This is a genomic window from Winogradskyella ouciana (genome assembly GCF_009709615.1).
GTDB lineage: Bacteria > Bacteroidota > Bacteroidia > Flavobacteriales > Flavobacteriaceae > Winogradskyella > Winogradskyella ouciana.
The window spans coordinates 106,383-130,482 of sequence record NZ_WJYA01000004.1 but is presented as its reverse complement, the minus strand read 5'-3'; the positions used below and the strand labels follow the sequence as shown (position 1 = coordinate 130,482).

Genomic DNA, 24,100 nt, shown 5'->3' with positions numbered 1-24,100 from the left:
TTGAAAATGAAAAATATTATTTTATTAGCAGCTTTAATGGCTTTTGGTTTTGGTAATTCGCAAGCGTTTGAAGGTAAGGGTGACCAAAAATTTCAGGTTGGTGCCAACTTTCAGGATGAAGCCACTGGTATCAACATTACTTTTGATTATGGTTTGGGTGATAATATCTCTGTAGGTATTTCTTCTTCTTATGCTTTGGGCATAGATGACAGATTGGATGCCGATTTTGGTGATCGTTTTGACCTTAAAGGTCGTTTTAATGCCAACTTGGGTAATGTCTTAAATATTGACGAAAACTTTGATTTCTATCCTGGTTTGAGCTTAAGTTTAAAGAATTTTGGTGGCCATGTAGGTGCACGTTATTTCTTTTCTGAAGGCTTTGGTATTTATACAGAAGCTGCATTCCCATTAGCAAAATACAGTGATGATAAAACTGATGTAGGCTATTATCTCTATAATCAGTTTACTATAAATATTGGTGCAAGTTTTAATTTGTAACATTCTTTGTCACACTGATCTGGTCGAAGTGTCGTTTTAGCACCTCATAAACTCTTTTGTCTATATAGATCCTAAAATAAGTTTAGGATGACAGAATGGAGACTATAAATTTAACGGAAGCCTTTTCAAATTGTTGAAAAGGCTTTTTTATAAATATTCATTAAGTTTCTCATAAACCAAATGACTCTCCCAGCCTCTGTATAGTAGATAATCAGCTACTTTACGCTTTTTCTTATAGCTGTTTTTTTCCTTTACTTGGTCGATTCGTTTTTTGGTTAACTCATCAAGGGTTTTATGGTAGGCATCAGCATCAATTTCCTTTAGTGCTACGTCTATACTATATTTAGAAATTTCCCTGAATTTCAACTCCCTTACCAATCGATTTTTTCCCCATTTTTTAATTCTGAACTTCCCTCTTACAAAGGCTTTGGCAAAGCGTTCCTCGTTGAGATAGTTGTTTTGTATAAGGTGAACCATAATGTTATCAACAGCCTCAGGAATCATACGCATTTCCTTTAATTTATTCCTCACTTCCTTGTGGCAACGTTCTTGGTAGGCGCAATAATGCTCTATCTTTTTTTGCGCTTCATCGACGGTATAGGTTTTTTGTAGATTCACAGTTACGAAAATATAACTTTTTGTTAATAATTTCATATCTTACAAAGTCCTGAGCTACAATGATATATTATATCTTTATGGCTGGTTAATAGTTAATTGATCCCTATGAAAAAGAAATACTCCCTCATCTTCTTGGCTTTCCTATGCTTTGTTGTGTCTGGTTATGGACAAGTCAATGAAAATTTTGATACGAATTTTGGAACTGGTTATAATAATTATAATTATAACAATTTTGATATAAATAATGGCTTAAGTGAAGGTGCTAATCCTAGATCAGGTAGAGCTGTTAGATTAAGAAATGCTGGTAGCTCTAATTTAGAATATGTTGGTACGGATGGGAACGGAAAAGACGGAGGTATTGGTACAATATCTTTCTGGTATCGTTCTTGGGATGCTTCTCCAACCGCAGTTTATGACGTTGAAATTAGTATAAATAATGGTGGATACACAACCATAGGTTCTCAAATCAGTACTTCGAGCACTACTTACGCGCAATGGAGTCATACTCTAAACAATACTAGTGATAATATTAAAGTCAGAGTGATTCGGTCTTCTGGTGAACGATTGATTATCGATGACTTTGAAATAACAGATTATGCAGTATCTTCGGATCTAGTTATATCAGGAACACCAACAGATCATGGTTCTAGTTGTTTATCTGCAGCAGCATCGCCAGTAACTTATACCATAACCAACAATAGTGCTGCTATAGCCTTAAATGTTGATGTAAGCTCAGATGATGCTCAATTTGTCATTAGCAATTGGACACCACAAGCAATAATACCATCTGGTACTGCTACCTTTGATGTTACTTTTACACCAACAGCAATAGGAGCACAAAATGCAACGATAACGGTGACGAGTACAAATGCAAGTGGCTCTACAATAGATTTGGATGGAACTGGGATTTCTAACCCAACCATAACAACACAACCAGCTAACCAAATCGAGCAAATACCAGATACGGCTACATTTTCTGTAGCTTCAAGTGATGCATCATCCTATCAATGGGAAGTATCCACAAATGGAGGTTCTACATGGACACCAATTGGAGGAGCAAACGCTACTTCATTTACTATAGGTGCAACGGATGCTTCAATGGATGGTAATTTATACCGTTGTATTTTGACCAATGCATGTGGTAACACAATATCTAATAGTGCAAGTTTAACAGTTACTAATCCTAGTCCTAATAATGTTACAAGTACTAGAGGCTGTTTTGAAGATACTTCCGTAAACATAGATTGGAACGCTCCTGCAACTGGTGCCACACCTACAGGTTATGTTGTCTTTATGATAGATGGAGGTACAGCACCTGCTGGCGCGCTTTCTGATGCTAATACATATACTGCGGATGCTAACTTTACAACAGCAACAACAGTAAGCGCAACTTTGGGAAAAGTTGTATATAAAGGTAATGGCACTTCAGCAACTGTAACCAACCTAACGGAAGATAATAATTATTCAATTACAGTATTTGCCTATGTTGGTGAAGCATTAACTGGATGGTCTAACGGTACGTCTGGAGGTAGTAGAGTGGTCAATGGATTAGCACAAGCTGATGTTAGAAATTTAGTAGCTACACCATTGACAAATCAAATTAACTTAAACTGGAACAACCCAACACCTTCCTCATGTTGGGATCAACTCATAATAGTTGCTAATCAAGGCACTGTTACGTTTACACCTTCTGGTGATGGGTCTGCATATTCTGGTAATGATAATGATGTGTATGCAACACCAAATCAGTTAGTTTATGAAACAACTTCTAGCGTCACGAGTAAATCCGTAACAGGGTTTACAAATGGCACTAATTATTGTTTAAAAGTTTTTATTAGAAGAGGCACCACATGGTCTGAAGGCGTTGAAGTTTGTGCTGTACCTTCCTTAACGTATTGTAATTCTAGTGGAAATACTTCTTTTGATACTGGTACAACTGGAGTCATATTTAATACTATAAATAATACAGGCACGGCAACAAATGTTGCGTATTCAGATTTTACCGCGATATCAACAACTGTTACTTTAGGTGAAAGTTATAACTTAGAGGTTAGAGTAAACACTGATGGTAATTTTACGACGCACACAAGGGTATGGATAGATTGGAATAATGATGGTGATTTCTCAGATTCCAATGAAGATTATGAATTGGGTACGGCAGATAATGTAGCAGATGGTACTACTGACCAAAGTCCCTTAGCTATTGAAATACCTAGTAATGCTGTGGTTGCTGCGACAAGAATGCGTGTGTCCACAAGATTTAATACAACTTCTACGCCATGTCAAACTGGATTTGATGGTGAAGTAGAAGACTATACCATAAATATTGTACGACCTGCCAACGCAGAAATCAATATTAAAGGTAATAATATTACAATCGCAAATGGTTTTAATGCTCCTAACGGACTTAATAATACATTATTTGCAACGACGAATATAGGAGCAACAACTGCCCCAAAAAGTTATTTTGTAGAGAACATTGGTTTAGCGACATTAAATCTTACAGGCGCACCAAGAGTAGAGTTAACAGGTGCGCATCCTAGTGATTTTAATGTAACTCTACAACCAAGTTCATCACTGGCTTCAACTGCTACTTCAGAGTTTAGGATAGAATTTTCACCTACCGCAGATGGCACAAGAACAGCAACAGTAAGTATCATAAATTCTGATAGTGACGAAAATCCGTATACTTTTCAAATTGAGGGTACAGGACAATGTGTCTCAACTATAACAAGTACCATTTGGCCAACCGAAGGCCCAGAAAATACTGAAGTGACAATTACTTCAGCTACGGATTTAACAGGAGCAACTGCAACGATAAACGGAGTGGCAATGACAACGGTATCCACTACTGCAACAGAGCTGGTGGTATTAGTACCAACAGGAGCTACTTCTGGCAATATTTCAGTGCTGTTTTCTATAGGTTGTTCCTCTACCAATGCATTCACTATTATAGATGATGCCATAAGTGGGTGTGAAACCGCATCGTCATCAACTGTACCAACCGATTTATTTATCAGTGAAATTTCAGATGCCACAAGTGGAAGTTCTTCATTTATAGAAATATTTAATGGAACTGCCTCTAGTATTGACTTAAGTGATTACAGTATAAGAGTTTTTAACAACGGAAGCGCATCACCATCTACAACAGCCAACCTAATTGGCACACTAGCACCAGGTGGAGTTCATGTAATAAGCATTGGTACTACGACTTGTGATTTAACTGGTAATGGCTTAGCAGGAGGTTTGCCAGATCAAGCCTTTAATGCTGCTAGTGGTATTAACTTTAACAATAACAGTTCTGATGCTCTAGAATTATATAATAGCACTACTACCACTTCAATTGATGTTTTTGGTGTTCTAGGTAGTGATACTTGGGCAAATGGTTTAGGTATTGGCGATGATGGTGTTAATTACAGACGTCAAAATACGGCTGCTAATTTACCTTCTACAACATTTGATATTACGGAATGGGATGAAATTGATTGGACCTCTTGTGGAGATTCAGACTATAGCGATTTTGGTTTATATGACTTTTCGCTTGGTGTACCACCTACTGTTTCGGTTTTAACCGCACCAACCTTTAATTGTACAAGTGCAATTTCACTTTCAGTAACAGGAACTGAAGGCGTGTCTGGCGGATTACCATTAGCCTACCAATGGTATTACTTGGTGCCTAACACTTCAACTTTTATGTTAGTACCAGATAATGCAGATTTTGATAATGTTACAACTGCTACCTTGGATATCGTAAATCCATTAGGCTACGGTGATTATCAGTTCTATTGCCAGGTTAGGGAAAATACGTCAACTTGCTACCAGGCAAGCAATGCCGTAAAGCTAAATATCATAACTGCAACTTGGAATGGGTCTTGGTCTTCAGCTCCTGCACTGAACAAAATAGTTTTAATAGATGATGACTATGATACTAGTGTTGGGACAAATGGTGAAACAAGCTTTGAAGCTTGTGAGTGTATAGTGAACACAGATAATGAATTAACCATTGCTAATAATACCTATGTATTGGTGGAAAATGATTTAACGGTAAATGGTAATATTGTTGTTATGACAGATGGCTCTTTTGTACAGGTTAATGATACCGCTGTAGTTGATGGAGATGTCTTAACAGATAAGAGTAAAATTTCCGTAGAAAAAGAAACAGCGCCTCTTGCTAGCTACCGAGAATACACCTATTGGAGCCCACCTGTAGTTGGGGAGGTTATCAGTGATGGTTTGTTAGAAGCTGATCCTAATAGAATATATTTATTTAGTGGTGAGAACTTTAGAGATTCTACTCAAGAGACTAATAATAACAATGATTCTACTACTCCGGGACAAGATGATATCGATGATAATGCGGACGACTGGCAAAACGTTACTGGAGCGACAGTAATGACACCAGGCGTTGGGTATGCGGCCACCCATAACCCAGCAATTTTTATAAATCCAGGCCAATACATTTATGTGTTTGAAGGTCCTTTTAATAATGGAGTTTACAATATACCTATTTACAGAAATGATGCAGAATTAAATGATAATAATTGGAATTTTATTGGTAACCCATATCCTTCGGCTGTAGATGCAGATTTATTCTTAGCAGCAAATGCTAGTATTGATCAGACAGTCGGTGCTACTAATGGTGCCATCTTTTTCTGGTCACATAATACGGTTGCAGATGCAAATACCAATGGTAACGAGAATTTAAACTATTCGCAGAGTGATTATGCAATAATAAACGGTTCTGGACAAACGGCTGGTGGTGATGGTATTACACCAAATCGATATATCCCTTCTGGACAAGGATTCTTTATCTCTATGGACGATGGTGCTACATCTACTATACACAGTGGAAATATAAGAACAACAGATGTTATTTTTAATAATAGCATGCGTGTTATAGGAAACAATAATCAGTTCTTTAGAAACTCTATCGTAGATCAACCTAATAAGCTTTGGTTAGACCTAACTTCAGACAATGGTGTGTTTAACCAAATCTTAGTGGCTTATGTTGATGGCGCAACAGATAATTATGATGGTGCTTATTATGATGCACATAAAAATCTGTCTTCTGAGCTTTACTCTGGTATCTATTCTCTGATTAGCGATTCTACTGATAAGAAATTTGCCATACAAGGTAAAGACCCTATTAGCTTAACTACGGACGAAGTGATTCCTGTAGGTTTTAGTACTGTTATTGATGAACCTACGATCTATACGATTTCTATTCGTCAATCTGAGGGTGCCTTTATGCACGAAAATGATATTTATGTCATTGACCATCTCTTAAATTCAATTCATAACCTTAAAGATTCTGATTATAGTTTCACTTCAGAGAAAGGGGAATTCAACGAGCGTTTTGAGATTGTATTTAGAGCCGATGCACTATCCATTGACGACAATCAATTAGATGATAACGACCTATCCATTGTTGAGCAATCTAATGGTGATGTAAGATTTAGTATTGGTAAAAACCTGACTATTGCCAATATTGAAATATTAGATGTTTTAGGAAGACAGGTCTATAATCTAAAAGGAAACAGTTCTGTTGAAGTTTATGATTTATCTAGACTCAGCAATGCAGCTTATATAGCAAAAGTGACTTTATCCAATGGACAAGTTATTAGCAAAAAAGCCATAAAACGCAAATAGATTAAATAAACATACAATTCAAAAGCCTCTTAGTTGAGGCTTTTTTTTGAATTAGAAGCTGTATTTTAAAGCCAAAATCAAATTTCTACCAGCTGCAGCTATACCAGAAGAATAAGTTCTATAGCGTTGATCTGTGATGTTTTCTAAACTTGCTGTAAGGCTTAATTTTTCATTATAAGTGTACTGTGTTCTAAAGTTTAAGGTGTGCCAAGACGGTGCATATGGATTTCCGTCTGAATCTTTAGCATATAAATAATCTTTAGATATTTCTGAAGGCGCTAATTGATTAAATGATAGCTCGTTATTATAAACCAAAAAGGCATCAAAAAGTAGCTTATCGTTTTTCCAAATAAAATGGGTTCTGCCAAAATTGGGGGCTACGTGTCTTACTGGCACTTCCACTCCGTCATTATCTTCGGTTCCTCCTATAACATTATACTGTGAACGCATCTTTAAGCGACCAGAAAAGTTAACCTCTACTCCTGCTTCAAACCCATAAATCCATGCCTTAGATGCATTCTGTATGGCTTGCACAGTGCTCAGTTCACCATCGTACATAATTTCTGTTTCTCCATTGAGCTCAAAATCCCTTCGGATTAAAGCATTATCCAAAAACGTGTAATATGTGGCTAAGTCTATAATGACTTTTTTATCAAAATTCAGTTTCAGTCCCAATTCTCCTCCATAGGCATACTCTGCTTTTAGGTCTCTATTAGGCACTACGACTGAACCGGGTTCAGAATCAAAAACTTTTCCTATATCGTCTATGTTTGGCGCTCTAAAGGCGGTTGAGGCATTTAGCTTCCATTGTATCATATCACTAGGTAACCATGTAATACCAGCTGTACCTGTCAGTGCACCTGTATTGACCTCAGCATCATCAAACGGAAGGTTTAAAAAAGCGTTGTTCTCGGTAAAATCGGCACTTGCTAATACCTGATTATATCTTAACCCAGATTGAAACACAAATTTAGAGTTAGGTTTGTATTTTAAACTCGCATAACCTGCAAGAGATTGCCAAGTAGCACCATCTGGATAACGGGTTACATTGGGAGAACTCATATTGGTATCAATATTCTCCTCTTGCGCACTAGAGCCAATTCGATTGTGTAAATACTCGAGTCCATAAAAAATGGTGGTCTTAGGGCTTACCTTTTTTTCTAAATCTAAATTAAAGGAAAGTGCATCCACATTTTCCTCTCTTACTTGTCTTATATAGGATTGAAAATCCCTATCCTTTCTACTCTCCTTAAAATTTTGATATGCTGCCGTAGCCTGTATCTTATCATACAAGTTGGAGCTACTACTGGTTTTGGTCACCTGAAAATTACTCATAAACCATCGCTGTGGCCCATATTCCCATTCGGAAGAACGTAACGATTCCCCTCGTGGTCGTATCAATCTGTCGTATCTTGGATAATCTGATGTGGTGGTGTAATACAATCCTAAATCGAACTTAAGATTATCGGATGGTTCGTAGCGCGCTCTTTGCATTAAGTTAATCTGACTATACGCTGTTGGTTTTTGAACCTTAGGATTATCATTAGGAACGATAACATCTTCACCATTTTGCCGAATGATATACTCTGGTCTTAAATAATCTGTCGGGCCATTGCTTCCCATTCTTAAATCATCATAATCCGTGTAACTTACATTGGTTAAAAATGCCCATTTTTTATACCCGAGATTTAAATCAAAATGTCCGGTTTTTTCAAAATTGGCACTAGCATATCTCGCTAAGGCACTTCCGCTTACCAACAGTTCATCTTTGTATGACAACTGAGGCTTTTTTGTGTAAAAACTCATGACGCCTCCTATAGCGTCACTACCATAAACCACGGAACCAGCTCCCAATGTTACTTCGGTATTCTGAATGGATAATGGATCTATGGAAATTACATTCTGAAGATTACCACCTCTAAATATGGCGTTATTCATTCTAACACCATCTACTGTAATAAGTAATCTATTAGTAGAAAAACCTCGTATCATAGGGCTCCCACCACCCATTTGACTCTTTTGAACATAAACATTTCCAGTGTTTTCTAACAAATCTGCACTGGTCTGTGGGTTTGCCAAGGCTATTTCCTTTGCACTTATACTTACTATGGATTGTGGAATGTCTCGTTTACTTTGTTCAAACTTAGAGACCGAAATCACAATCTGGTTTAAGCTTTCAACTTTGGGAGTTAAATAAATGATGTTGTTATTGTCTGAAATCTCAATCTTTCTTAACTGAAGTTTCTCGTATAATAGATTTTGAAAATAAATGATTTCTCGCGCGTTGAAACTATCTAATTTGGCCTTACCGTCAATGTCTGTAACCACATATTTTGTTTTCTTTAAATTGTATAAGGCAACTCCAGGAATAGGCTCGTTACTACCTTCTTCTAAAACAGTAATTGTTTGGGAAAACGATACTTGTAAAAAAAGAAATAAAATAACACTAAGTATGGTATTGCATTTTACTTTTATGCGCATCTTCATTAAAATCTTTTCGTAAAAATTGCTTAATGAAATACCTCATTAAGCACCTGTAATGATTTAGGTTTTTTAAAACCGTCCAAATGTAATTCAAAATAATGCAATAACATATTTAAAAACTCTTGTCTTTGTTTTGCACTAATTTTGATAGTATGTAACGCATCAAAATTTATGCCCAACAACTGTTTTAACAGTGTTAAATTTTTCCCAGAAATGGAGTAAATTCCATCATCGAAAGTTTCAAATGTTCCAGACTGCAGATTAAAATAAGCGTGATTTTTATTTAGATTTTCAGGCTGAAATCCTAAATAGCGTGTTAGCTTTAATAAAAATAAAAGATGGAAATTGGCATACTGCTCTTCATTATCTAGATATTGCAACGCAGTTTCTAAATAGTCATAGAGTGCCTCATTCCTTTCTTCTTCCCTTAATACATTAGAAAGAATTTCGGATAAAAATAAAACTATAGCGCTTTTATAAATGTTAGTGTGAAGGCTTTTATAAATATAGCCCAACTTAACTTCTTTAATGGCGTGAAGCGATTGATTTGGCTTAAAGTTTTCTTCTATCTGTAACTGAGATAATGCTTGAAAATAAACGGTCTTTGCTTGGCCTTTTTTAGATTTTAAAATCCCTCTTAATATGTAAGTTACTATTCCGCGTTGTTGGGTATAGCATTTAACGATAAGGTCGTAGTCTTTGTATTTTAATTTTGAAAGTACAATGCTATTGTTTTTTGCAAGCATGGTTATCTAACTATAAGAACTTTGAGAACTTTGGTTTCAAAGGAGTCTAAATCTGAAATCATTACCAAATAAACACCACTTCTTACTACAGCATTAGCAAGGTTTTTACCATTCCATATCGCAGTACCACCATCTATAGCAAAGTTATAGTTGGCACTAGAAGATCTTAAGTTGATATTGGACTGTGCCTCGGCAACTAAATTACCTTCTATATCTGTGATTTTAATATTTACACTTTCGGTAAGTCCGCTGACCTTTATACCCTTGTTTACATCATTTAAATCATTAAATCCCAATATATTGTATTCTGGTCTTACCGGATTTGGATAAACAAATGCATTTTCCAAGGTCTCTTCTGGTTTTGAGCCACCTGCTCTAAAGGACAGCATGCCCTTGGTAGTTGCTATATAGACTATTCCATTATTTGGGTCTATGGAGATATCATTAATACGGTCTGAAGGCAATGGAGAATTATCTTTTGTAAAATGGTAAATGGTATTTTGCCCATCAGGTGAAAAATAAAAAACACCTGAATCTACGGTGCCAACCCATTTATTGTTAGAGCCATCAGCTTCAATATCAGTTATGGACTGTCCTTCTAGTAATTCTTTTGGGATACCATCTTCTAAAATTATTATAGAGCTTAAGGTTGGATTTGGATCATCATAAAATCCTGAGGTATTGAACAAAACTCTTAATCCCGAAAATGTACCTACCCAAAGTTGGTTTCTATTGTCTATTTCTAATGACGTCACCCTAGGAAAAGGGAGGTTCTGTTCTTCGGATACAATATTTCTTAATGGGTCTGTACCTATATTTTCATTATAAGCATATAAACCATTAGAGTATCCGCCTATCCATTTTGTGCCATTATTATCTATGGCTATATCAAAAAAGCCAAATTCATCTAACAAAGCATTTTCTATAATTGCAGAAAAATCATAACCTTGCCAGCTCCCTGTATTTGGGTCATAGGATTTTAAGGGGTTTGGAGCACGAGCAGTGAGCGACCATAAAACTCCGTTTCTATCAAAAATAGATGCCGATACTCTAATGCTTTTAAAATTTGGAGCATTTGGAAGTATCAGGGATTCTAACCCGCTGTTATCTTCATTATATAGTATTGTAGGCATAAAATCATTAACCTCCAAAATACCGTCTTGAAAAGAACTTATAAAGCCTTGATTTGGATTAAAGGGATTTATTGCTATCTCAGAAAGATTCTTCGCTCCAAATACACTATCAAAAGGGATATCTTCCCATAATTCATCCCTGTAATAATTGAACCCTCTTCTCCTGACCGGAGAAGGATCTAACGATTCGGTATAGTCCCCAAAAGTTGCCCAAACTGTTTCAGTTTCTGCATTTACCCTGAACACTTCATTAAATAAAGGACCGTTCGGCTTTATTTCCGTATAAAATGTATTATCTGAAATTGAGCTTCTCAACACACCAAAATCTTGCGAACCAATATAAATGAAATCATCTATTTGTGTTGCAGACGTAAAACTTGTATCAAACTCTTCGTTTGGCTGAAAAGTATTTACCAACTGAATATTTGTATCGTAAACATATACTGTATTCATTGTTGATATAATTAAATTAGAGTTACTTACCTCAGTATCATTAGGCAGTATATCTAATGTAAACAATTGAGTGAAACCTGATTGGTCAATTTCAAATAATGCTCTATTATCCCTAACTGCATAAGCCTTATCTACAAGTGTGTTAATTGTAACAAAATTACCTCCTATTAAAATTTGCCATTGAGAAAAATCTATAAGATTAGGATTATTTAGATCTGCTTTTTTAAGGCCATTATTGTTAGAACAGGCTGCAAAAATTTCGTCATTTAAAACAGAAACCTGATTTACCCTAATTTGCGAGCCTCCATTTCCTAAGAAATAAGTGTCCCCAAACTCTAATCGTTCTAAATCATATACTGAAATTCCATAATCCGTAGAAATATAAATCAAACCTTGGTGCTCGTAGAAATGATTTACAGTTTTGTTAATAGGTGTTATATTTTCTTTTTCTAAAATATCAACTACAGACAATACCGATTCCTCAGTTTCTGAATAGACTTCTATTAAGCCTGTTTCATATCCTATGAGTAAATATTGGTAAGTTTCACTATAATGTATTGTAGTAATTTGTTCCCCAGACAAACCATCAACCGTTGTAATTGTTTTCAGGTCTTCAGAGAATATATCATATTCAAAAACAGCATTTTGGGCTGCAGCATAAATCTTACTATCTCCACTGACGACATCAACTATGTCATTATAAGAATAATGCGCTTGCCATAGGGTTGAAAATTCCTGACCATACACACTAGTAGATAAACCCAGTATTAAAATCAAGGTTTTAAAAACACTTTTATACATTATAAATTGTTTGCTCAAATATATTAATAGTAACGATAATATGGTGGTAATCATATATTATGTCATAAAAAAAGCCTCCATAAAAACATGGAGGCCAGTACTGAAGTATTATTTATAAAGAATTAAATTACACCTTGTGCCAGCATAGCATCTGCTACTTTCACAAAGCCTGCAATATTAGCGCCTCTTATGTAGTCTATAGACCCATCGTCATTCTTGCCATATTCTACACAAGAGTCATGAATATCTTCCATTATATCTTTCAGCCTTTCATCTACCTCTTTTCTAGACCAGCTTAAACGTAAGGAATTCTGGCTCATTTCTAGACCAGAAGTCGCTACACCACCTGCGTTAGAAGCCTTTCCTGGTGCAAATAAAATGCCCGCTTTTTGGAACTCATGTATTGCTTCTGGTGTAGAAGGCATATTGGCACCTTCAGATACACACATACAACCATTTTCTATGAGTTGTTTTGCTTCTTCACCATTCAGTTCATTTTGAGTCGCACAAGGAAGTGCTATATCGCATTTCACAGACCATGGTCTTTCGCCTGCAACATATTTAGCATTTGGATATTTCTCAACATATTCACTTATTCGGCCTCTTTTTACATTTTTAAGGTCCATAACAAACTTTAGTTTTTCTGAACTTATGCCTTCTTCATCAACAATATAACCTCCAGAATCCGAAAGTGTTAATACTGTTGCACCGAGCTCAATGGCTTTTTCTGCAGCATACTGTGCAACATTCCCTGACCCAGAAACAACAACTTTCTTACCTTTAAAGGAGTCGTTTTTCCTCTTTAACATATTGTCAGCGAAGTAAACATTCCCATATCCTGTAGCTTCTGGTCTAATTAAAGATCCTCCCCAAGATTGTCCTTTACCTGTTAAGACGCCTGTAAATGTATTATTCAGCTTTTTATACATTCCAAACATATACCCAATCTCTCTCGCTCCTACACCTATATCACCTGCTGGTACATCCGTATTATGACCAATATGTCTGTATAGCTCCGTCATAAAAGCATGACAGAAACGCATAATTTCATTATCTGACTTGCCTTTAGGGTCAAAATCAGAGCCTCCTTTTCCTCCACCCATTGGAAGTGTCGTTAAACTATTTTTAAAAACCTGTTCAAACGCCAAGAATTTAAGAATACTAGCATTTACTGTAGGGTGGAAACGCAAACCGCCTTTGTAAGGTCCTATAGCAGAATTCATCTGTACTCTATAGCCTCTGTTCACTTGTATTTCACCAGAATCATCAACCCAACTGACTCTAAAAGAGATCAATCTTTCTGGCTCTACCATTCTAAGTAAAATATTTTTTCCATTATAGATTTCATGTTTAGCTATGTATGGAATAACTGTTTCTGCTACCTCTTGAACTGCTTGTAAAAACTCTGGTTCGTGACCGTTGCGCTCCTTTACAAGATCTAAAAAAGCTTCAATTTTATCTTTCATATAAAAAAATGTTAAGAAATTGTAATTTTAAGGGCATAAAGATACGTTATCTATAAAAATAACCATTCATTTTTTTTATATTCTCAATTATTTTTTCAATATTTCAGAATTGCAGTAAAATTCTTATCCCTAACAAGAAAAATGCATTTTGTCCGTTTTATTTTGTAGTTCGTCGAGTTTTTATATATTTGTTCGATAAGAGCTTCAAATTTTTAGATAGAGTTATATGGCAATACACTTAAAAAAACTATTTCTTTTGTTTGTGCTTGCTTTTTCAGTGCAAACTACTTCTGCCCAGTTGGGCTTCTCTCATGAAATCGGTGCTTTTGTAGGTGCTGTTGCTTTCCAATCTGATTTTGGAGTTAGAAAAGATTTTGAAACTAATTCAGGGAATACTGGTATTGCCGTAGGTATTGTTCACTACATTAATTTTGCCTATCGTGCTGACTGTAACTGTTATTCTACCGACACATATTGGAATGACCACTTTAAAATACGAAGTGAAATTTCTTGGAATAAGACTTCGTTAAACCACTTTGGAAAATGGGTGGATGACTCTAGAACAAGTCAAGATGCTGAACGACTAAGACAGCATACTGGTGAAGCCCAAAACTGGGACATAGGTATGCAACTTGAGTATTTCCCTAGAAGTATTAGAGCTTTCTCAGCTGGTGCTTATTCTTTTGCCCCTTTTGGTGCGCTTGGAGCACACTTTGTATCCTACAACCCATCTGTAGAAACTACCTATGGTGATGGCAATATATTAAACAACAGCAATTTTTATAACCCTTGGGGAGCTGCTTCTGGTGGTGACCCATTTGTTAGCAACGAGTCTGGATCAACTTGGTCCGTTGTTGCGAGTATAGGAACCCGATATAAGCTCACTATACTTTCAGATTTATTTTTAGAACTTCGTTGGCAATATTATTTTAATGACTTTATAGATGGTCTAAATCATAAATTACCTTCTAACAAAAACAACGACTGGAATTTATGGCTCAACTTTGGGTATATCTATTATTTAGACTAGAATATAATATGTTTTTTGTGATGCGAAGTAACTAGCCTATGGCTTGTTCTAAATCTGCTATTAAATCACCTTCGTCTTCAATTCCTACACTGAGTCTGATTAATGAGTCCACTATTCCTGTTTTTTCGCGTTCTTCTTTAGGAATGCTAGCATGTGTCATACTCGCTGGATGACCAGCTAAAGATTCTACACCACCAAGAGATTCTGCTAAAGTGAATATTTTAAGATTCTCAACAATTCTAATAGCTTCTTCATAGTTGTTTCCTTTAGTCGTAAAAGAGACCATACCTCCAAAATCATCCATTTGAGATTTTGCAACCTCAAAATTAGGGTGGCTTTCAAAACCTGGCCAGTACACGTTTTCAATTTTTGGATGATTAGCCAAATAGATTGCTATAGCTTTACCGTTTTCGCAATGTCTTTGCATACGTATATGAAGTGTTTTAATTCCTCTTAAAACTAAAAACGAGTCTTGTGGCCCACAGATTGCGCCGCTAGCATTCTGAATAAAATAAAGTTTATCTGCTAAATCTTTGTCCTTAACCACTAATGCTCCCATTACCACATCACTATGACCACCTAAATATTTGGTTGCAGAGTGCATTACAATGTCAGCACCCAAATCCAAAGGTCTTTGTAGGTACGGAGTGGCAAAAGTATTGTCAACTGCCAATAACACATCGTTCTTTTTGGCAATTTTTGAAACCGCAACGATATCTATAATATTCATCATTGGATTCGTTGGTGTTTCTACCCAAATAAGTTTGGTGTCTGGTGTAATATATTCTTCTATTCTACTGGTATTTTCCATTCCAATGAAATGAAACTTTATTCCGAAATTTTCATATATCTTAGTAAATAGACGATAGGTGCCACCATACAAATCGTTTGTAGAAACCACTTCGTCGCCTGGTTGCAATAATTTTAGAATTGCATCTATTGCCGCCAAACCAGAGCCAAATGCTAATCCATAATTACCATTTTCTATACTAGCAAAGGCATTTTCTAGTGTATTGCGGGTTGGGTTGTGTGTTCTCGAATATTCGTAACCTTTATGTCCTCCGGGTGTGGATTGTGCATAGGTTGTTGTTTGATATATTGGTGGCATTACAGATCCGTATGCAGGATCGTGCTCCTGACCTCCGTGTATTACTTTTGTATTGAATTTCATGAAGTGCATTTTTATATTACAACAAATTTAAGGGATTATGCGTTCTATTCAATTCTATGCAATACCTTTATGGTATGATTAACTAAAACACAAGATTCTTGAAGCGATTACTGCCTTTTTTCGTTTTTTTATTTCTGTTGAGTTCCTGCGATTCGGAATTTAAACCTGTTGTATTTGAAACAACTGAAATTAACAATACTTACGAAGCTGACATTTCCGTGATTTATGATAAAGCTATTGGCAAAAATGAGCTAAGTAAAACCATTAATTTTAAGATTGAGGAAGCGATAATTACCACATTAAGTGATGCAACAAAAAAGACGAACCTTGAGTCCATTTTAAAAGATTTCAATTCAGAGTTTACAAACTTTAAAAAAGACTTTCCTGATGCCTCTGAGCCTGTTTGGGAGCTGCATATTGAAACAGAAAAAATTTATCAATCTGACGAGGTTATTACTCTTGCTGTCAGTACTTACGAATTTAAAGGTGGCGCACACGGAAATGACAAAATAAAATTCTTAAACCTCAATGCAAAAACAGGTGAGGTTCTCAATCAAAAAGATATAATCGAGAATTTGAAAGATTTTAAAGTTATAGCTAAATCACACTTTGTAAAGTCTCTTGATAGAGATAGCGAACAAATAAAAATGGAAGATTTCTTCTTTGGAAAGCCTTTTCAACTACCAGAAAATATTGGTTTTAGTGAAGATGGTTTGGTTTTACTCTATAATGTCTATGAAGTAGCTTCTTACGACCAAGGTTATACAGAATTTGTCATCCCTTTTAATGAAGTTGAGTCTTTGCTTAAAGTACATTAAACTTTGGGTCTTGTCAATCGCTTTATAATAGGTTCTACAGTTAAACCTTGACCTACTATAGATACAATTACCACAATGTAAGTTATCACCAGAAATAGCTCTCTATGCATTTCCTCTGACAAACTAAGCGCTAACGCAATTGAAATCCCTCCACGTAGTCCTCCCCAAGTCATAATAAGGTTAGTTTTTGGCACAAAATCTAAACGTTTAGAAAAGAATTTTATAGGTAGCCACAATGAAATATAACGACACATTAAAATAATTGGTATCGCCAATAAGCCTGCATAAATGTATTTTCCTTCTAAAGTTAAGACTAGCATTTCCATACCAATCATTACAAACAAAACAGTATTTAATAATACATCTATAAGCTCCCAGAATTTATCAACGTAGATTTCGGTAGTTTCAGACATTGCCGAATTTCTTACAGTATCGTTTCCGACAATTAAACCAGCTGTTACCATGGCCAAAGGTGCGGATAAATGAAACTTATGCGCTAACATAGTACCTCCCATTACTGTTGCAATAGTAAGAATAACTTCTACCTCATAATTGTCAATAGAACGCATTAATCGATATGTTATCCAGCCTAAAACTAAGCCCAAAATCAATCCACCTATAACTTCTTGACCAAATAAGGTCGCTATAGATGAAAACTCTACAGCCGCTTCAGGCTTAGCTGCAATGGCAAATATGGTTAAGAATATCACTACACCTACTCCATCATTAAATAAGGATTCACCCACAATCTTAGTTTCTAATTTTTTGGGTGCGCCTGCCTTTTTTAATATTCCTAAAACGGCAATAGGGTCGGTAGGAGAAATTAATGCCCCAAATAATAGACAGTAAATAAAATCAACATTCAAATTCATCCATTGCAGTACAAAGAACATAATTACTCCCACCAAAAAGGTAGACATTAAAACCCCTAAAGTGGCAAATGCTAGAATTGGTCCTCTTTGAATTTTTAATTGCTGAAAATTAGTATGCAGCGCGCCTGCAAAGAGTAGAAAACTCAACATTATATCCAACAGAACCGTTTCAAAATCTATGCTATTAATGAATGCTCTTTCTTGCAGAAGTAGTGTGTCATTAAACTGTGCAATGGCAACCACAACTGCTGTAAATACAATGGTAATTACCATTAAACCAATAGTAATTGGAAGTTTTAAGAACTTTACATTGATATAACCAAAAATGCCCGAGAGCACTATTAAAATTGTTGCTATTGAATAATATTCCATTACTGACAATCGATTTTTGAGCGGGTAAAAATATAATATTGTGCTTTATTTTCTAAAAGTAATCCTTTTTAGGATTAAATAAATTTACTTTGTATTTCAAATATAATTAAGGGACTAATAACATGAAAAAAGTATTTTATCTAAGCACTTGCAATACTTGTATGAGAATTATAAATGAGCTTGATTTATCTAGTGATTTTCACCTTCAGGATATAAAAACAGAAGCTATAACTCAAAGTCAACTTGAAAATATGAGAAGCCTTACAAATAGTTATGAAAGCCTCTTTAGTAAACGCGCTAGACTTTATAAGGAACTTGATCTAAAAAATAAAAACCTAACAGAAGAAGATTACAAAAATCATATTCTAAAACATTACACTTTTTTAAAACGGCCTGTTATCATCTTTAACGATCAGATTTTTATAGGCAATTCCAAAAAAACAGTGGCATCTGCAAAACAAGCTTTAGATGAATAGTAGAGCTTTTGCCATTTTTGCGCTTTTCATGGTACAACTGCTATACGGACTTAATTACACTATAGCAAAAGCCGTAATGAATGAAAACTACATTAAGCCTTTCGGCTTTGTACTATTAAGAGTAACGGGAGCAACTGTTTTATTTTGGCTTTTAAGCCTAATTGTACCTCAACAAAAAATTGAAAAAAAAGATTTTATAAAACTTTTTGCAGCTGCGTTGTTTGGCGTGGTCATCAATATGTTATTCTTTTTTAAAGGATTGGAATTCACATCACCAATCCATGCCTCCGCGATAATGACTATTACACCAGTTATTATTTTAATTCTATCGGCTTATGTTTTAAAGGAAAAAATTACTTCATTAAAAATTGTCGGCATTGTCTTAGCACTTTGCGGTGCTTTAGCGTTAACCATTTATGGTAAATCTATTAGAACAGGAGACAATGTGCCATTGGGAAATTTGCTTATTTTTTTAAATGCCATTTCGTATAGTATTTATGTCATATTAATCAAAAAATTAACAGCGAAATACCACCCTTTTTCATTTATTAAGTGGTTATTTTTGTTTGGGTTAATTATTCTTATTCCTTTTGGTTATAAAGAATTACAAGAGGTACAGTGGCAATCGTTTACACCATATATTACATTCTCAGTCTTATTTGTAATTTTAGGTGCCACCTTTGGTACCTACTTGTTAAATCCATTAGCACTTAATAAGCTAAAAGCATCAACTGTTGGTATATTTATTTATCTTCAACCTGTAATTGCTGGTTTATTTGCTATAACAATGGGTGCAGACAACATTGATGCCATTAAGATTTTTGCTATGATTTTAATTTTTACAGGAGTGTATCTCGTATCATTTAAACCCAAAAAGATTCACTGATTTGTCTTTTAAATCTGAAATGTTTGAAGCCGTAGATGCGATTCCAGAATCCTATTGGGAAAGCTTGGGCTGTACTTCAAACATTTATTATTCCTCAGAGTTTTTAAAAGCGTTTGAGATTGCAAATACAGATATTGACTTTAACTACATCTTCATTCTAAAAAAAGGTAAAGCCGTAGCATTTGGCAATACCCAAATTGTTACCATTGGTGTTGAAACCATAACAAAAAATACACGTTTACTCCCTTGGATAAAACGTTTTTTTAACTGGTTATTTTGTAATAGCAAAGTCCGAATTCTTTTTTGTGGCAACGTGTTTTTAAGTGGTGAATATGGCACGTTTTTAAAAACAGGTGAACCAAAAATAGAAACCTTTGAAGCACTTGCCCAAAGTATTAGGCAATTAAAATGCAAAAAGCGAATGAACGCCATTTTTGTGAAGGATTTTATAAACGAATCACTTTACATTACTGAGCATCTTAAAACATTTGGCTATGTGCCAATGCATGTTGAACCCAATATGGTGATAAGTTTAAAACCAGAATGGAAGTCATTCACCGATTACCTCAATGCATTAAAATCTAAATACAGAGTAAAAGCGAATAGAGCTGATGCTAAAAGTGAACCTCTCGAAGCAAAGTTCTTCACGGAGGAAGATATTGAGAGCTATAAAGAGGAGCTTCAAAAATTATATCAAAACACTATTGATAATGCCGACTTTAATGCTCAAATCTTAAATTTAGACACTTATATCCATCTCAAAAATACATTTAAGGATAAGTTTATTGTAAAAGGGTACTTTTTAAATAACGTATTGGTTGGGTTTTTATCCGCTATGCAAAACGGAGCTAATCTAGATGCTCATTTTATTGGCTTAGATTACACTAAAAATAGAGAGTTTTCCATTTATCCCAGAATACTCAACGACTACATTAGGCTGGGATTACAAACTAAATCAAAACAGATTAATCTGGGCAGAACAGCCTCTGAAATAAAAAGTACGATTGGTGCAGAACCTGTGCAGCTTACTTGTTACATTAGGCATAAACATTATCTGCCTAATCAAATACTTAAGCCTATTATTCAGAGAAGTGGTGCGGCTATAAAACGATTTAAACAGCATCAGCCGTTTAAATAATTCAAACTTCTAGTGGCTTCGGCCTTACACCATGCTTACGTGTGTCTTCTTTTGTAAGCACTTTAAAACTTTCAGACTTTGGAAATTTATGCGCCAACTCTAATAAAAATTCTGGCAAACCTGTAAGTTTTCTAGCCTTAAGGTCTATCCAACCTCCTTGCATTTCGCAATGAGCTAAATTGTTTCCTTCAGTATCATAGAAATTATGCTCAAACATAAAAAGCATACCATCTTCACTTATGCCAGACACTTCAATGGTCACAGTAATGGGTGCGCCAAGAAAAGATTCTTTAAAATAATACATGTGCTCATAAAATACTACCGGACCAATATTGTGTTTTTTAATTTCGGGCATAGAAAAGCCATATTCGGCAAAAAAAGCCATTCTAGTATGACTCATAAAATTGGTATAGGCAGAATTTGCTAAATGGGCATTGGCATCTACATCACTCCAACGGATTTCAAACTGTTTTTTGTACATAAATTGTTTTTCAGATCAAAAACGCAAAGTTATAAAAGTCTCTTGGGTCACCTCAATACTTTTCAAACTATTTAAATAGCGCGTTAAACATTCATTTTTGTACCTTTGCGCAACTTTAATCGCATCGTATTAATGATACAATCTATGACTGGTTATGGGAAATCTGTTCTGCAACTCCCAACCAAAAAAATATCTATAGAACTAAAATCACTGAATAGCAAGAATTTAGACATAAATGCACGTATGCCATCGATGTACCGAGCAAAAGAGCTCGAAATTAGAAAGCTAATAGCAAAGCATCTGGTACGTGGAAAGGTGGATTTTTCGCTCTATGTTGAAATCACAGGTGAAGACACAAGTTCTCAAATCAATAAGACTGTAGTAAAAGAATACATCAAACAACTAAAGGATGTTGTTGATGGTGATACTACAGAATTACTTAAAATGGCAATCCGTTTACCAGATGCGGTTACGACAGAACGAGATGACATTGATGAAGAAGAATGGACCTTAATTGCCAATGGCATTAATGATTCTGTCTCTAAAATTGTTGCCTACAGAAAAGACGAAGGTGCTACTCTAAAACAAGATTTTTTAGATAGAATTGTCACTCTTAGACGTTTGTTGGAAGAAGTTATTGCTATGGATCCAGATCGTATTGATGGTGTAAGAGCAAGATTGGAAAAAGGTATTGCAGATATTAAGGAAAAAGTGGATGAAAACCGTTTTGAACAAGAGCTCGTATATTATATCGAAAAATTTGATATCACCGAAGAAAAAGTAAGATTGGAAAATCATTTAGATTATTTTGAAAAAGCCTTAAATTCTGATGATTCCAACGGAAAAAAACTAGGGTTCATTTCTCAAGAAATTGGAAGGGAAATTAATACCATAGGCTCAAAATCCAATCATGCGCCTATGCAAAAATTGGTTGTACAGATGAAAGATGAGCTAGAAAAAATTAAGGAACAGTTATTGAACGTCCTTTAATAAAATTTTTAGTCAATGTCAGAAATTAAAACCAAAAAACAAGGTAAGCTCATTGTGTTTTCAGCACCATCAGGCTCTGGAAAAACGACTATTGTTAGGCATTTATTAAAGCAACCAGAATTAAATTTAGAGTTTTCAATCTCAGCAACTTCGCGCGAAAAACGTGGCAATGAAATTCATGGTAAAGATTATTATTACCTCTCCTTAAAAGAATTTAAAAACAGGATAAAAAATGATGAGTTTTTAGAATGGGAAGAAGTCTATCGCGATAACTTCTATGGTACACTAAAGACAGAAGTTGCTCGTATATGGGCTAAAGGAAAGCATGTTATTTTTGATATTGATGTGTCTGGAGGCTTACGTATTAAACGTAAATTCCCAGAGCAAACTTTAGCAGTATTTGTAAAACCACCAGACCTAAACGAATTAGTAAGACGTTTAAAAGATCGTGGCGAGGAAAGCGAGGAAAAAATAAGCATGCGTGTAGCAAAAGCGCCAGCAGAATTGGCCACTGCTCCACTATTTGATGAAATTGTAATCAATTCTAACCTAGATGAAGCTTTGGAGAATGCTTATAAATTGGTTTCTGACTTTATAAATGAATAGATACTGAAATAAATTTAGCTGATAATGAAAATTGGTCTATACTTCGGAACATTTAACCCTATTCACATTGGTCATTTAACTATTGCAAATCATTTAGCAGAGCATAGTGATCTAGACCAGGTCTGGTTCGTAGTGACACCTCAAAGTCCTTTTAAAACAAAAAGTAGTTTACTGGATAATCATCAAAGATTAGAGATGGTTTACAGAGCGACCAAAGATTATACAAAATTAAGACCTAGCGATATTGAGTTTGGGCTAAAGCAGCCCAACTATACTATAGATACACTCACTTATCTCGGTGAAAAATTTCCTGAGCATGAGTTCTCATTGATTATGGGAGAGGACAATCTAAAACATTTTCATAAGTGGAAAAACTATGAACTTATTTTAGAAAATTACAACATTTATGTTTACCCTAGATTGTCAGATGGTAAGGTGAACACAAAATTTAACAATCATCCGAAAATTTTTAACATTTCTGCGCCAATAATGGAGCTGTCTTCGACGTTTATACGACAAGAAATAAAAGCGGGAAGAAATGTTCGTCCCATGTTATCCGATAATGTGTGGCATTATATAGACGAAATGAATTTTTATAAATAATTTAGTAGTTAACCCTCTCAATCTTTATTATTCTTTAAAAGAATAATTATTTTTAATTAAAATAAATTTGAAAAAGAAATGACGTTTACCATAGTATTTTTGACAGCTATTATTGCTCTGATTGTTTCAAAAATCAGAACCATTGTACTGAGAAATAATTTAGATGATGTCAATGAAAAACGCCTTTTAATTACAGGAGGTTTACTGATACTTTTTTTTGTTACTAGCGCAACCTTACCCTATCCAGAATCATTATATTGGTTTATTGGATTAGGAGTAGTTTTTACAGGTGTTCTATTATCTTTTAATGTACTAAAGAAAGAGTTTAAAAGATTTTTGAAATTAAGAACTAAAGACAAGGTTGTAAATGTTCTTTTTTATAGCCTCTTTATTGTGGTCACTAACATTTGCCTCTAAAAATGATAGAATGCATTTTCTAAATGTTCTATTTTAAACCCCTTCTTTTCTTTTAGTATTGCAATAATATCAAAACGGACTTCTACATCTAGGTCGTTTTCGGTGACGTATTCATGTACCGCTTTCACCAAGTTTTTAATTTGCTTAGGTTTTACAAAGTCTTGCGGATTTCCAAAATCTATGGTAGAACGTGTTTTCACCTCAATTATGGCTAGGATATCACCTTTTTGAGCAATAATATCTACTTCAGCTTTGTCAAACCTGTAGTTGCGCTCAACAATTTCATAGTTGTTATTAGCTAGATAATTTACGGCTAGTTGCTCTCCTTTTTTGCCAAGTTCGTAATGCTGTGCCAAGTATTTATATTTGAATGATTGTGAAATTTTTCAATA

Annotated in this window: 20 protein-coding genes; 11 read left to right on the top strand and 9 right to left on the bottom strand. The window is 35.0% G+C overall.

Annotation, left to right across the window (positions count from 1 at the left end; translation table 11 throughout):
- Positions 1–6: 6 nt before the first annotated feature.
- On the top strand, positions 7–498 hold the full coding sequence (locus tag F1003_RS04545; protein WP_155088034.1) for a DUF6646 family protein: 492 nt from the start codon (positions 7–9) through the stop codon (positions 496–498).
- Between the two features lie 147 nt (positions 499–645).
- Here F1003_RS04545 and F1003_RS04540 read toward each other — a convergent pair whose 3' ends face one another.
- Positions 646–1,152 (bottom strand): regulatory protein RecX, encoded by a 507-nt coding sequence (locus F1003_RS04540; RefSeq protein WP_155088033.1) that lies wholly within the window; start codon positions 1,150–1,152, stop codon positions 646–648.
- Between the two features lie 69 nt (positions 1,153–1,221).
- Between F1003_RS04540 and F1003_RS04535 the strand changes: the two genes are divergently transcribed.
- On the top strand, positions 1,222–6,765 hold the full coding sequence (locus F1003_RS04535; RefSeq protein ID WP_155088032.1) for a DUF8693 domain-containing protein: 5,544 nt from the start codon (positions 1,222–1,224) through the stop codon (positions 6,763–6,765).
- A gap of 51 nt (positions 6,766–6,816) precedes the next feature.
- Here the strand turns inward: F1003_RS04535 and F1003_RS04530 are convergent, their stop codons facing one another.
- The 4 genes from F1003_RS04530 to gdhA form a co-directional block, all read right to left on the bottom strand.
- The gene (locus F1003_RS04530; protein ID WP_155088031.1) at positions 6,817–9,252 is read right to left on the bottom strand and encodes a TonB-dependent receptor; all 2,436 of its coding nucleotides are present in this window, start codon (positions 9,250–9,252) and stop codon (positions 6,817–6,819) included.
- A gap of 23 nt (positions 9,253–9,275) precedes the next feature.
- Entirely contained in the window at positions 9,276–9,995 is a 720-nt protein-coding gene (recO, locus tag F1003_RS04525) for a DNA repair protein RecO (protein WP_155088030.1), read from the bottom strand.
- A 2-nt stretch (positions 9,996–9,997) separates the two neighbouring features.
- Positions 9,998–12,382 (bottom strand): type IX secretion system anionic LPS delivery protein PorZ, encoded by a 2,385-nt coding sequence (porZ, locus tag F1003_RS04520; RefSeq protein ID WP_155088029.1) that lies wholly within the window; start codon positions 12,380–12,382, stop codon positions 9,998–10,000.
- Between the two features lie 122 nt (positions 12,383–12,504).
- Complete coding sequence (gdhA, locus tag F1003_RS04515) at positions 12,505–13,848, bottom strand: NADP-specific glutamate dehydrogenase (protein WP_155088028.1); 1,344 nt, start codon at positions 13,846–13,848, stop codon at positions 12,505–12,507.
- Between the two features lie 226 nt (positions 13,849–14,074).
- Here gdhA and F1003_RS04510 point away from each other — a divergent pair, with 226 nt between their 5' ends.
- The gene (locus tag F1003_RS04510; RefSeq protein ID WP_155088027.1) at positions 14,075–14,878 is read left to right on the top strand and encodes a THC0290_0291 family protein; all 804 of its coding nucleotides are present in this window, start codon (positions 14,075–14,077) and stop codon (positions 14,876–14,878) included.
- Positions 14,879–14,909: 31 nt separating this feature from the next.
- Here the strand turns inward: F1003_RS04510 and F1003_RS04505 are convergent, their stop codons facing one another.
- A complete protein-coding gene (locus tag F1003_RS04505; RefSeq protein ID WP_155088026.1) occupies positions 14,910–16,049 on the bottom strand; it encodes a cystathionine gamma-synthase in 1,140 nt (379 codons plus the stop codon).
- A gap of 98 nt (positions 16,050–16,147) precedes the next feature.
- Here F1003_RS04505 and F1003_RS04500 point away from each other — a divergent pair, with 98 nt between their 5' ends.
- Positions 16,148–16,867, top strand: a complete 720-nt coding sequence (locus F1003_RS04500) for a DUF3298 and DUF4163 domain-containing protein (RefSeq protein WP_155088025.1) — start codon at positions 16,148–16,150, stop codon at positions 16,865–16,867.
- Here the strand turns inward: F1003_RS04500 and F1003_RS04495 are convergent.
- Positions 16,864–18,111 carry a cation:proton antiporter gene (locus F1003_RS04495; protein ID WP_155088024.1) on the bottom strand — a complete coding sequence of 416 codons (1,248 nt, stop codon included), beginning with the start codon at positions 18,109–18,111 and terminating at the stop codon, positions 16,864–16,866. The two genes, F1003_RS04500 and F1003_RS04495, sit on opposite strands and share 4 nt — an antisense overlap.
- 122 nt (positions 18,112–18,233) lie before the next feature.
- Here F1003_RS04495 and F1003_RS04490 point away from each other — a divergent pair, with 122 nt between their 5' ends.
- From F1003_RS04490 to F1003_RS04480, 3 genes are read left to right on the top strand one after another with little or no spacing between them, the layout of a single operon-like run.
- Complete coding sequence (locus F1003_RS04490; protein WP_155088023.1) at positions 18,234–18,587, top strand: arsenate reductase family protein; 354 nt, start codon at positions 18,234–18,236, stop codon at positions 18,585–18,587.
- A complete protein-coding gene (locus F1003_RS04485; protein ID WP_155088022.1) occupies positions 18,580–19,473 on the top strand; it encodes a DMT family transporter in 894 nt (297 codons plus the stop codon). Before F1003_RS04490 ends, F1003_RS04485 begins: the two co-directional genes overlap by 8 nt.
- A gap of 1 nt (position 19,474) precedes the next feature.
- On the top strand, positions 19,475–20,611 hold the full coding sequence (locus F1003_RS04480) for a peptidogalycan biosysnthesis protein (protein ID WP_155088021.1): 1,137 nt from the start codon (positions 19,475–19,477) through the stop codon (positions 20,609–20,611).
- A 1-nt stretch (position 20,612) separates the two neighbouring features.
- On the opposite strand, the gene F1003_RS04475 is transcribed toward F1003_RS04480, so the two are convergent.
- A complete protein-coding gene (locus tag F1003_RS04475; RefSeq protein ID WP_155088020.1) occupies positions 20,613–21,092 on the bottom strand; it encodes an acyl-CoA thioesterase in 480 nt (159 codons plus the stop codon).
- Positions 21,093–21,224: 132 nt separating this feature from the next.
- On the opposite strand from F1003_RS04475, the gene F1003_RS04470 reads away from it, so the two are divergent.
- The 4 genes from F1003_RS04470 (at position 21,225) to F1003_RS04455 (ending at position 23,708) form a co-directional block, all read left to right on the top strand.
- Entirely contained in the window at positions 21,225–22,082 is an 858-nt protein-coding gene (locus F1003_RS04470; protein WP_155088019.1) for a YicC/YloC family endoribonuclease, read from the top strand.
- A 15-nt stretch (positions 22,083–22,097) separates the two neighbouring features.
- Positions 22,098–22,688 (top strand): guanylate kinase, encoded by a 591-nt coding sequence (gene gmk / locus F1003_RS04465; protein ID WP_155088018.1) that lies wholly within the window; start codon positions 22,098–22,100, stop codon positions 22,686–22,688.
- A gap of 24 nt (positions 22,689–22,712) precedes the next feature.
- Positions 22,713–23,291 (top strand): nicotinate (nicotinamide) nucleotide adenylyltransferase, encoded by a 579-nt coding sequence (nadD, locus tag F1003_RS04460; RefSeq protein ID WP_155088017.1) that lies wholly within the window; start codon positions 22,713–22,715, stop codon positions 23,289–23,291.
- Between the two features lie 78 nt (positions 23,292–23,369).
- Complete coding sequence (locus F1003_RS04455; protein ID WP_155088016.1) at positions 23,370–23,708, top strand: hypothetical protein; 339 nt, start codon at positions 23,370–23,372, stop codon at positions 23,706–23,708.
- On the opposite strand, the gene F1003_RS04450 is transcribed toward F1003_RS04455, so the two are convergent.
- A complete protein-coding gene (locus tag F1003_RS04450) occupies positions 23,705–24,064 on the bottom strand; it encodes a YraN family protein (protein WP_155088015.1) in 360 nt (119 codons plus the stop codon). The two genes, F1003_RS04455 and F1003_RS04450, sit on opposite strands and share 4 nt — an antisense overlap.
- Positions 24,065–24,100 lie beyond the last annotated feature (36 nt).

What these genes read in the sequence shown, in the direction of transcription:
- F1003_RS04545 (WP_155088034.1), top strand. Translation starts at nt 7, where the DNA reads ATGAAAAATATTATTTTATTAGCAGCTTTAATGGCTTTTGGTTTTGGT.
- F1003_RS04540 (WP_155088033.1), bottom strand. Translation starts at nt 1,152, where the DNA reads ATGAAATTATTAACAAAAAGTTATATTTTCGTAACTGTGAATCTACAA.
- F1003_RS04535 (WP_155088032.1), top strand. Translation starts at nt 1,222, where the DNA reads ATGAAAAAGAAATACTCCCTCATCTTCTTGGCTTTCCTATGCTTTGTT.
- F1003_RS04530 (WP_155088031.1), bottom strand. Translation starts at nt 9,252, where the DNA reads ATGAAGATGCGCATAAAAGTAAAATGCAATACCATACTTAGTGTTATT.
- recO (WP_155088030.1), bottom strand. Translation starts at nt 9,995, where the DNA reads ATGCTTGCAAAAAACAATAGCATTGTACTTTCAAAATTAAAATACAAA.
- porZ (WP_155088029.1), bottom strand. Translation starts at nt 12,382, where the DNA reads ATGTATAAAAGTGTTTTTAAAACCTTGATTTTAATACTGGGTTTATCT.
- gdhA (WP_155088028.1), bottom strand. Translation starts at nt 13,848, where the DNA reads ATGAAAGATAAAATTGAAGCTTTTTTAGATCTTGTAAAGGAGCGCAAC.
- F1003_RS04510 (WP_155088027.1), top strand. Translation starts at nt 14,075, where the DNA reads ATGGCAATACACTTAAAAAAACTATTTCTTTTGTTTGTGCTTGCTTTT.
- F1003_RS04505 (WP_155088026.1), bottom strand. Translation starts at nt 16,049, where the DNA reads ATGAAATTCAATACAAAAGTAATACACGGAGGTCAGGAGCACGATCCT.
- F1003_RS04495 (WP_155088024.1), bottom strand. Translation starts at nt 18,111, where the DNA reads ATGGAATATTATTCAATAGCAACAATTTTAATAGTGCTCTCGGGCATT.
- F1003_RS04490 (WP_155088023.1), top strand. Translation starts at nt 18,234, where the DNA reads ATGAAAAAAGTATTTTATCTAAGCACTTGCAATACTTGTATGAGAATT.
- F1003_RS04485 (WP_155088022.1), top strand. Translation starts at nt 18,580, where the DNA reads ATGAATAGTAGAGCTTTTGCCATTTTTGCGCTTTTCATGGTACAACTG.
- F1003_RS04475 (WP_155088020.1), bottom strand. Translation starts at nt 21,092, where the DNA reads ATGTACAAAAAACAGTTTGAAATCCGTTGGAGTGATGTAGATGCCAAT.
- F1003_RS04470 (WP_155088019.1), top strand. Translation starts at nt 21,225, where the DNA reads ATGATACAATCTATGACTGGTTATGGGAAATCTGTTCTGCAACTCCCA.
- gmk (WP_155088018.1), top strand. Translation starts at nt 22,098, where the DNA reads ATGTCAGAAATTAAAACCAAAAAACAAGGTAAGCTCATTGTGTTTTCA.
- nadD (WP_155088017.1), top strand. Translation starts at nt 22,713, where the DNA reads ATGAAAATTGGTCTATACTTCGGAACATTTAACCCTATTCACATTGGT.
- F1003_RS04455 (WP_155088016.1), top strand. Translation starts at nt 23,370, where the DNA reads ATGACGTTTACCATAGTATTTTTGACAGCTATTATTGCTCTGATTGTT.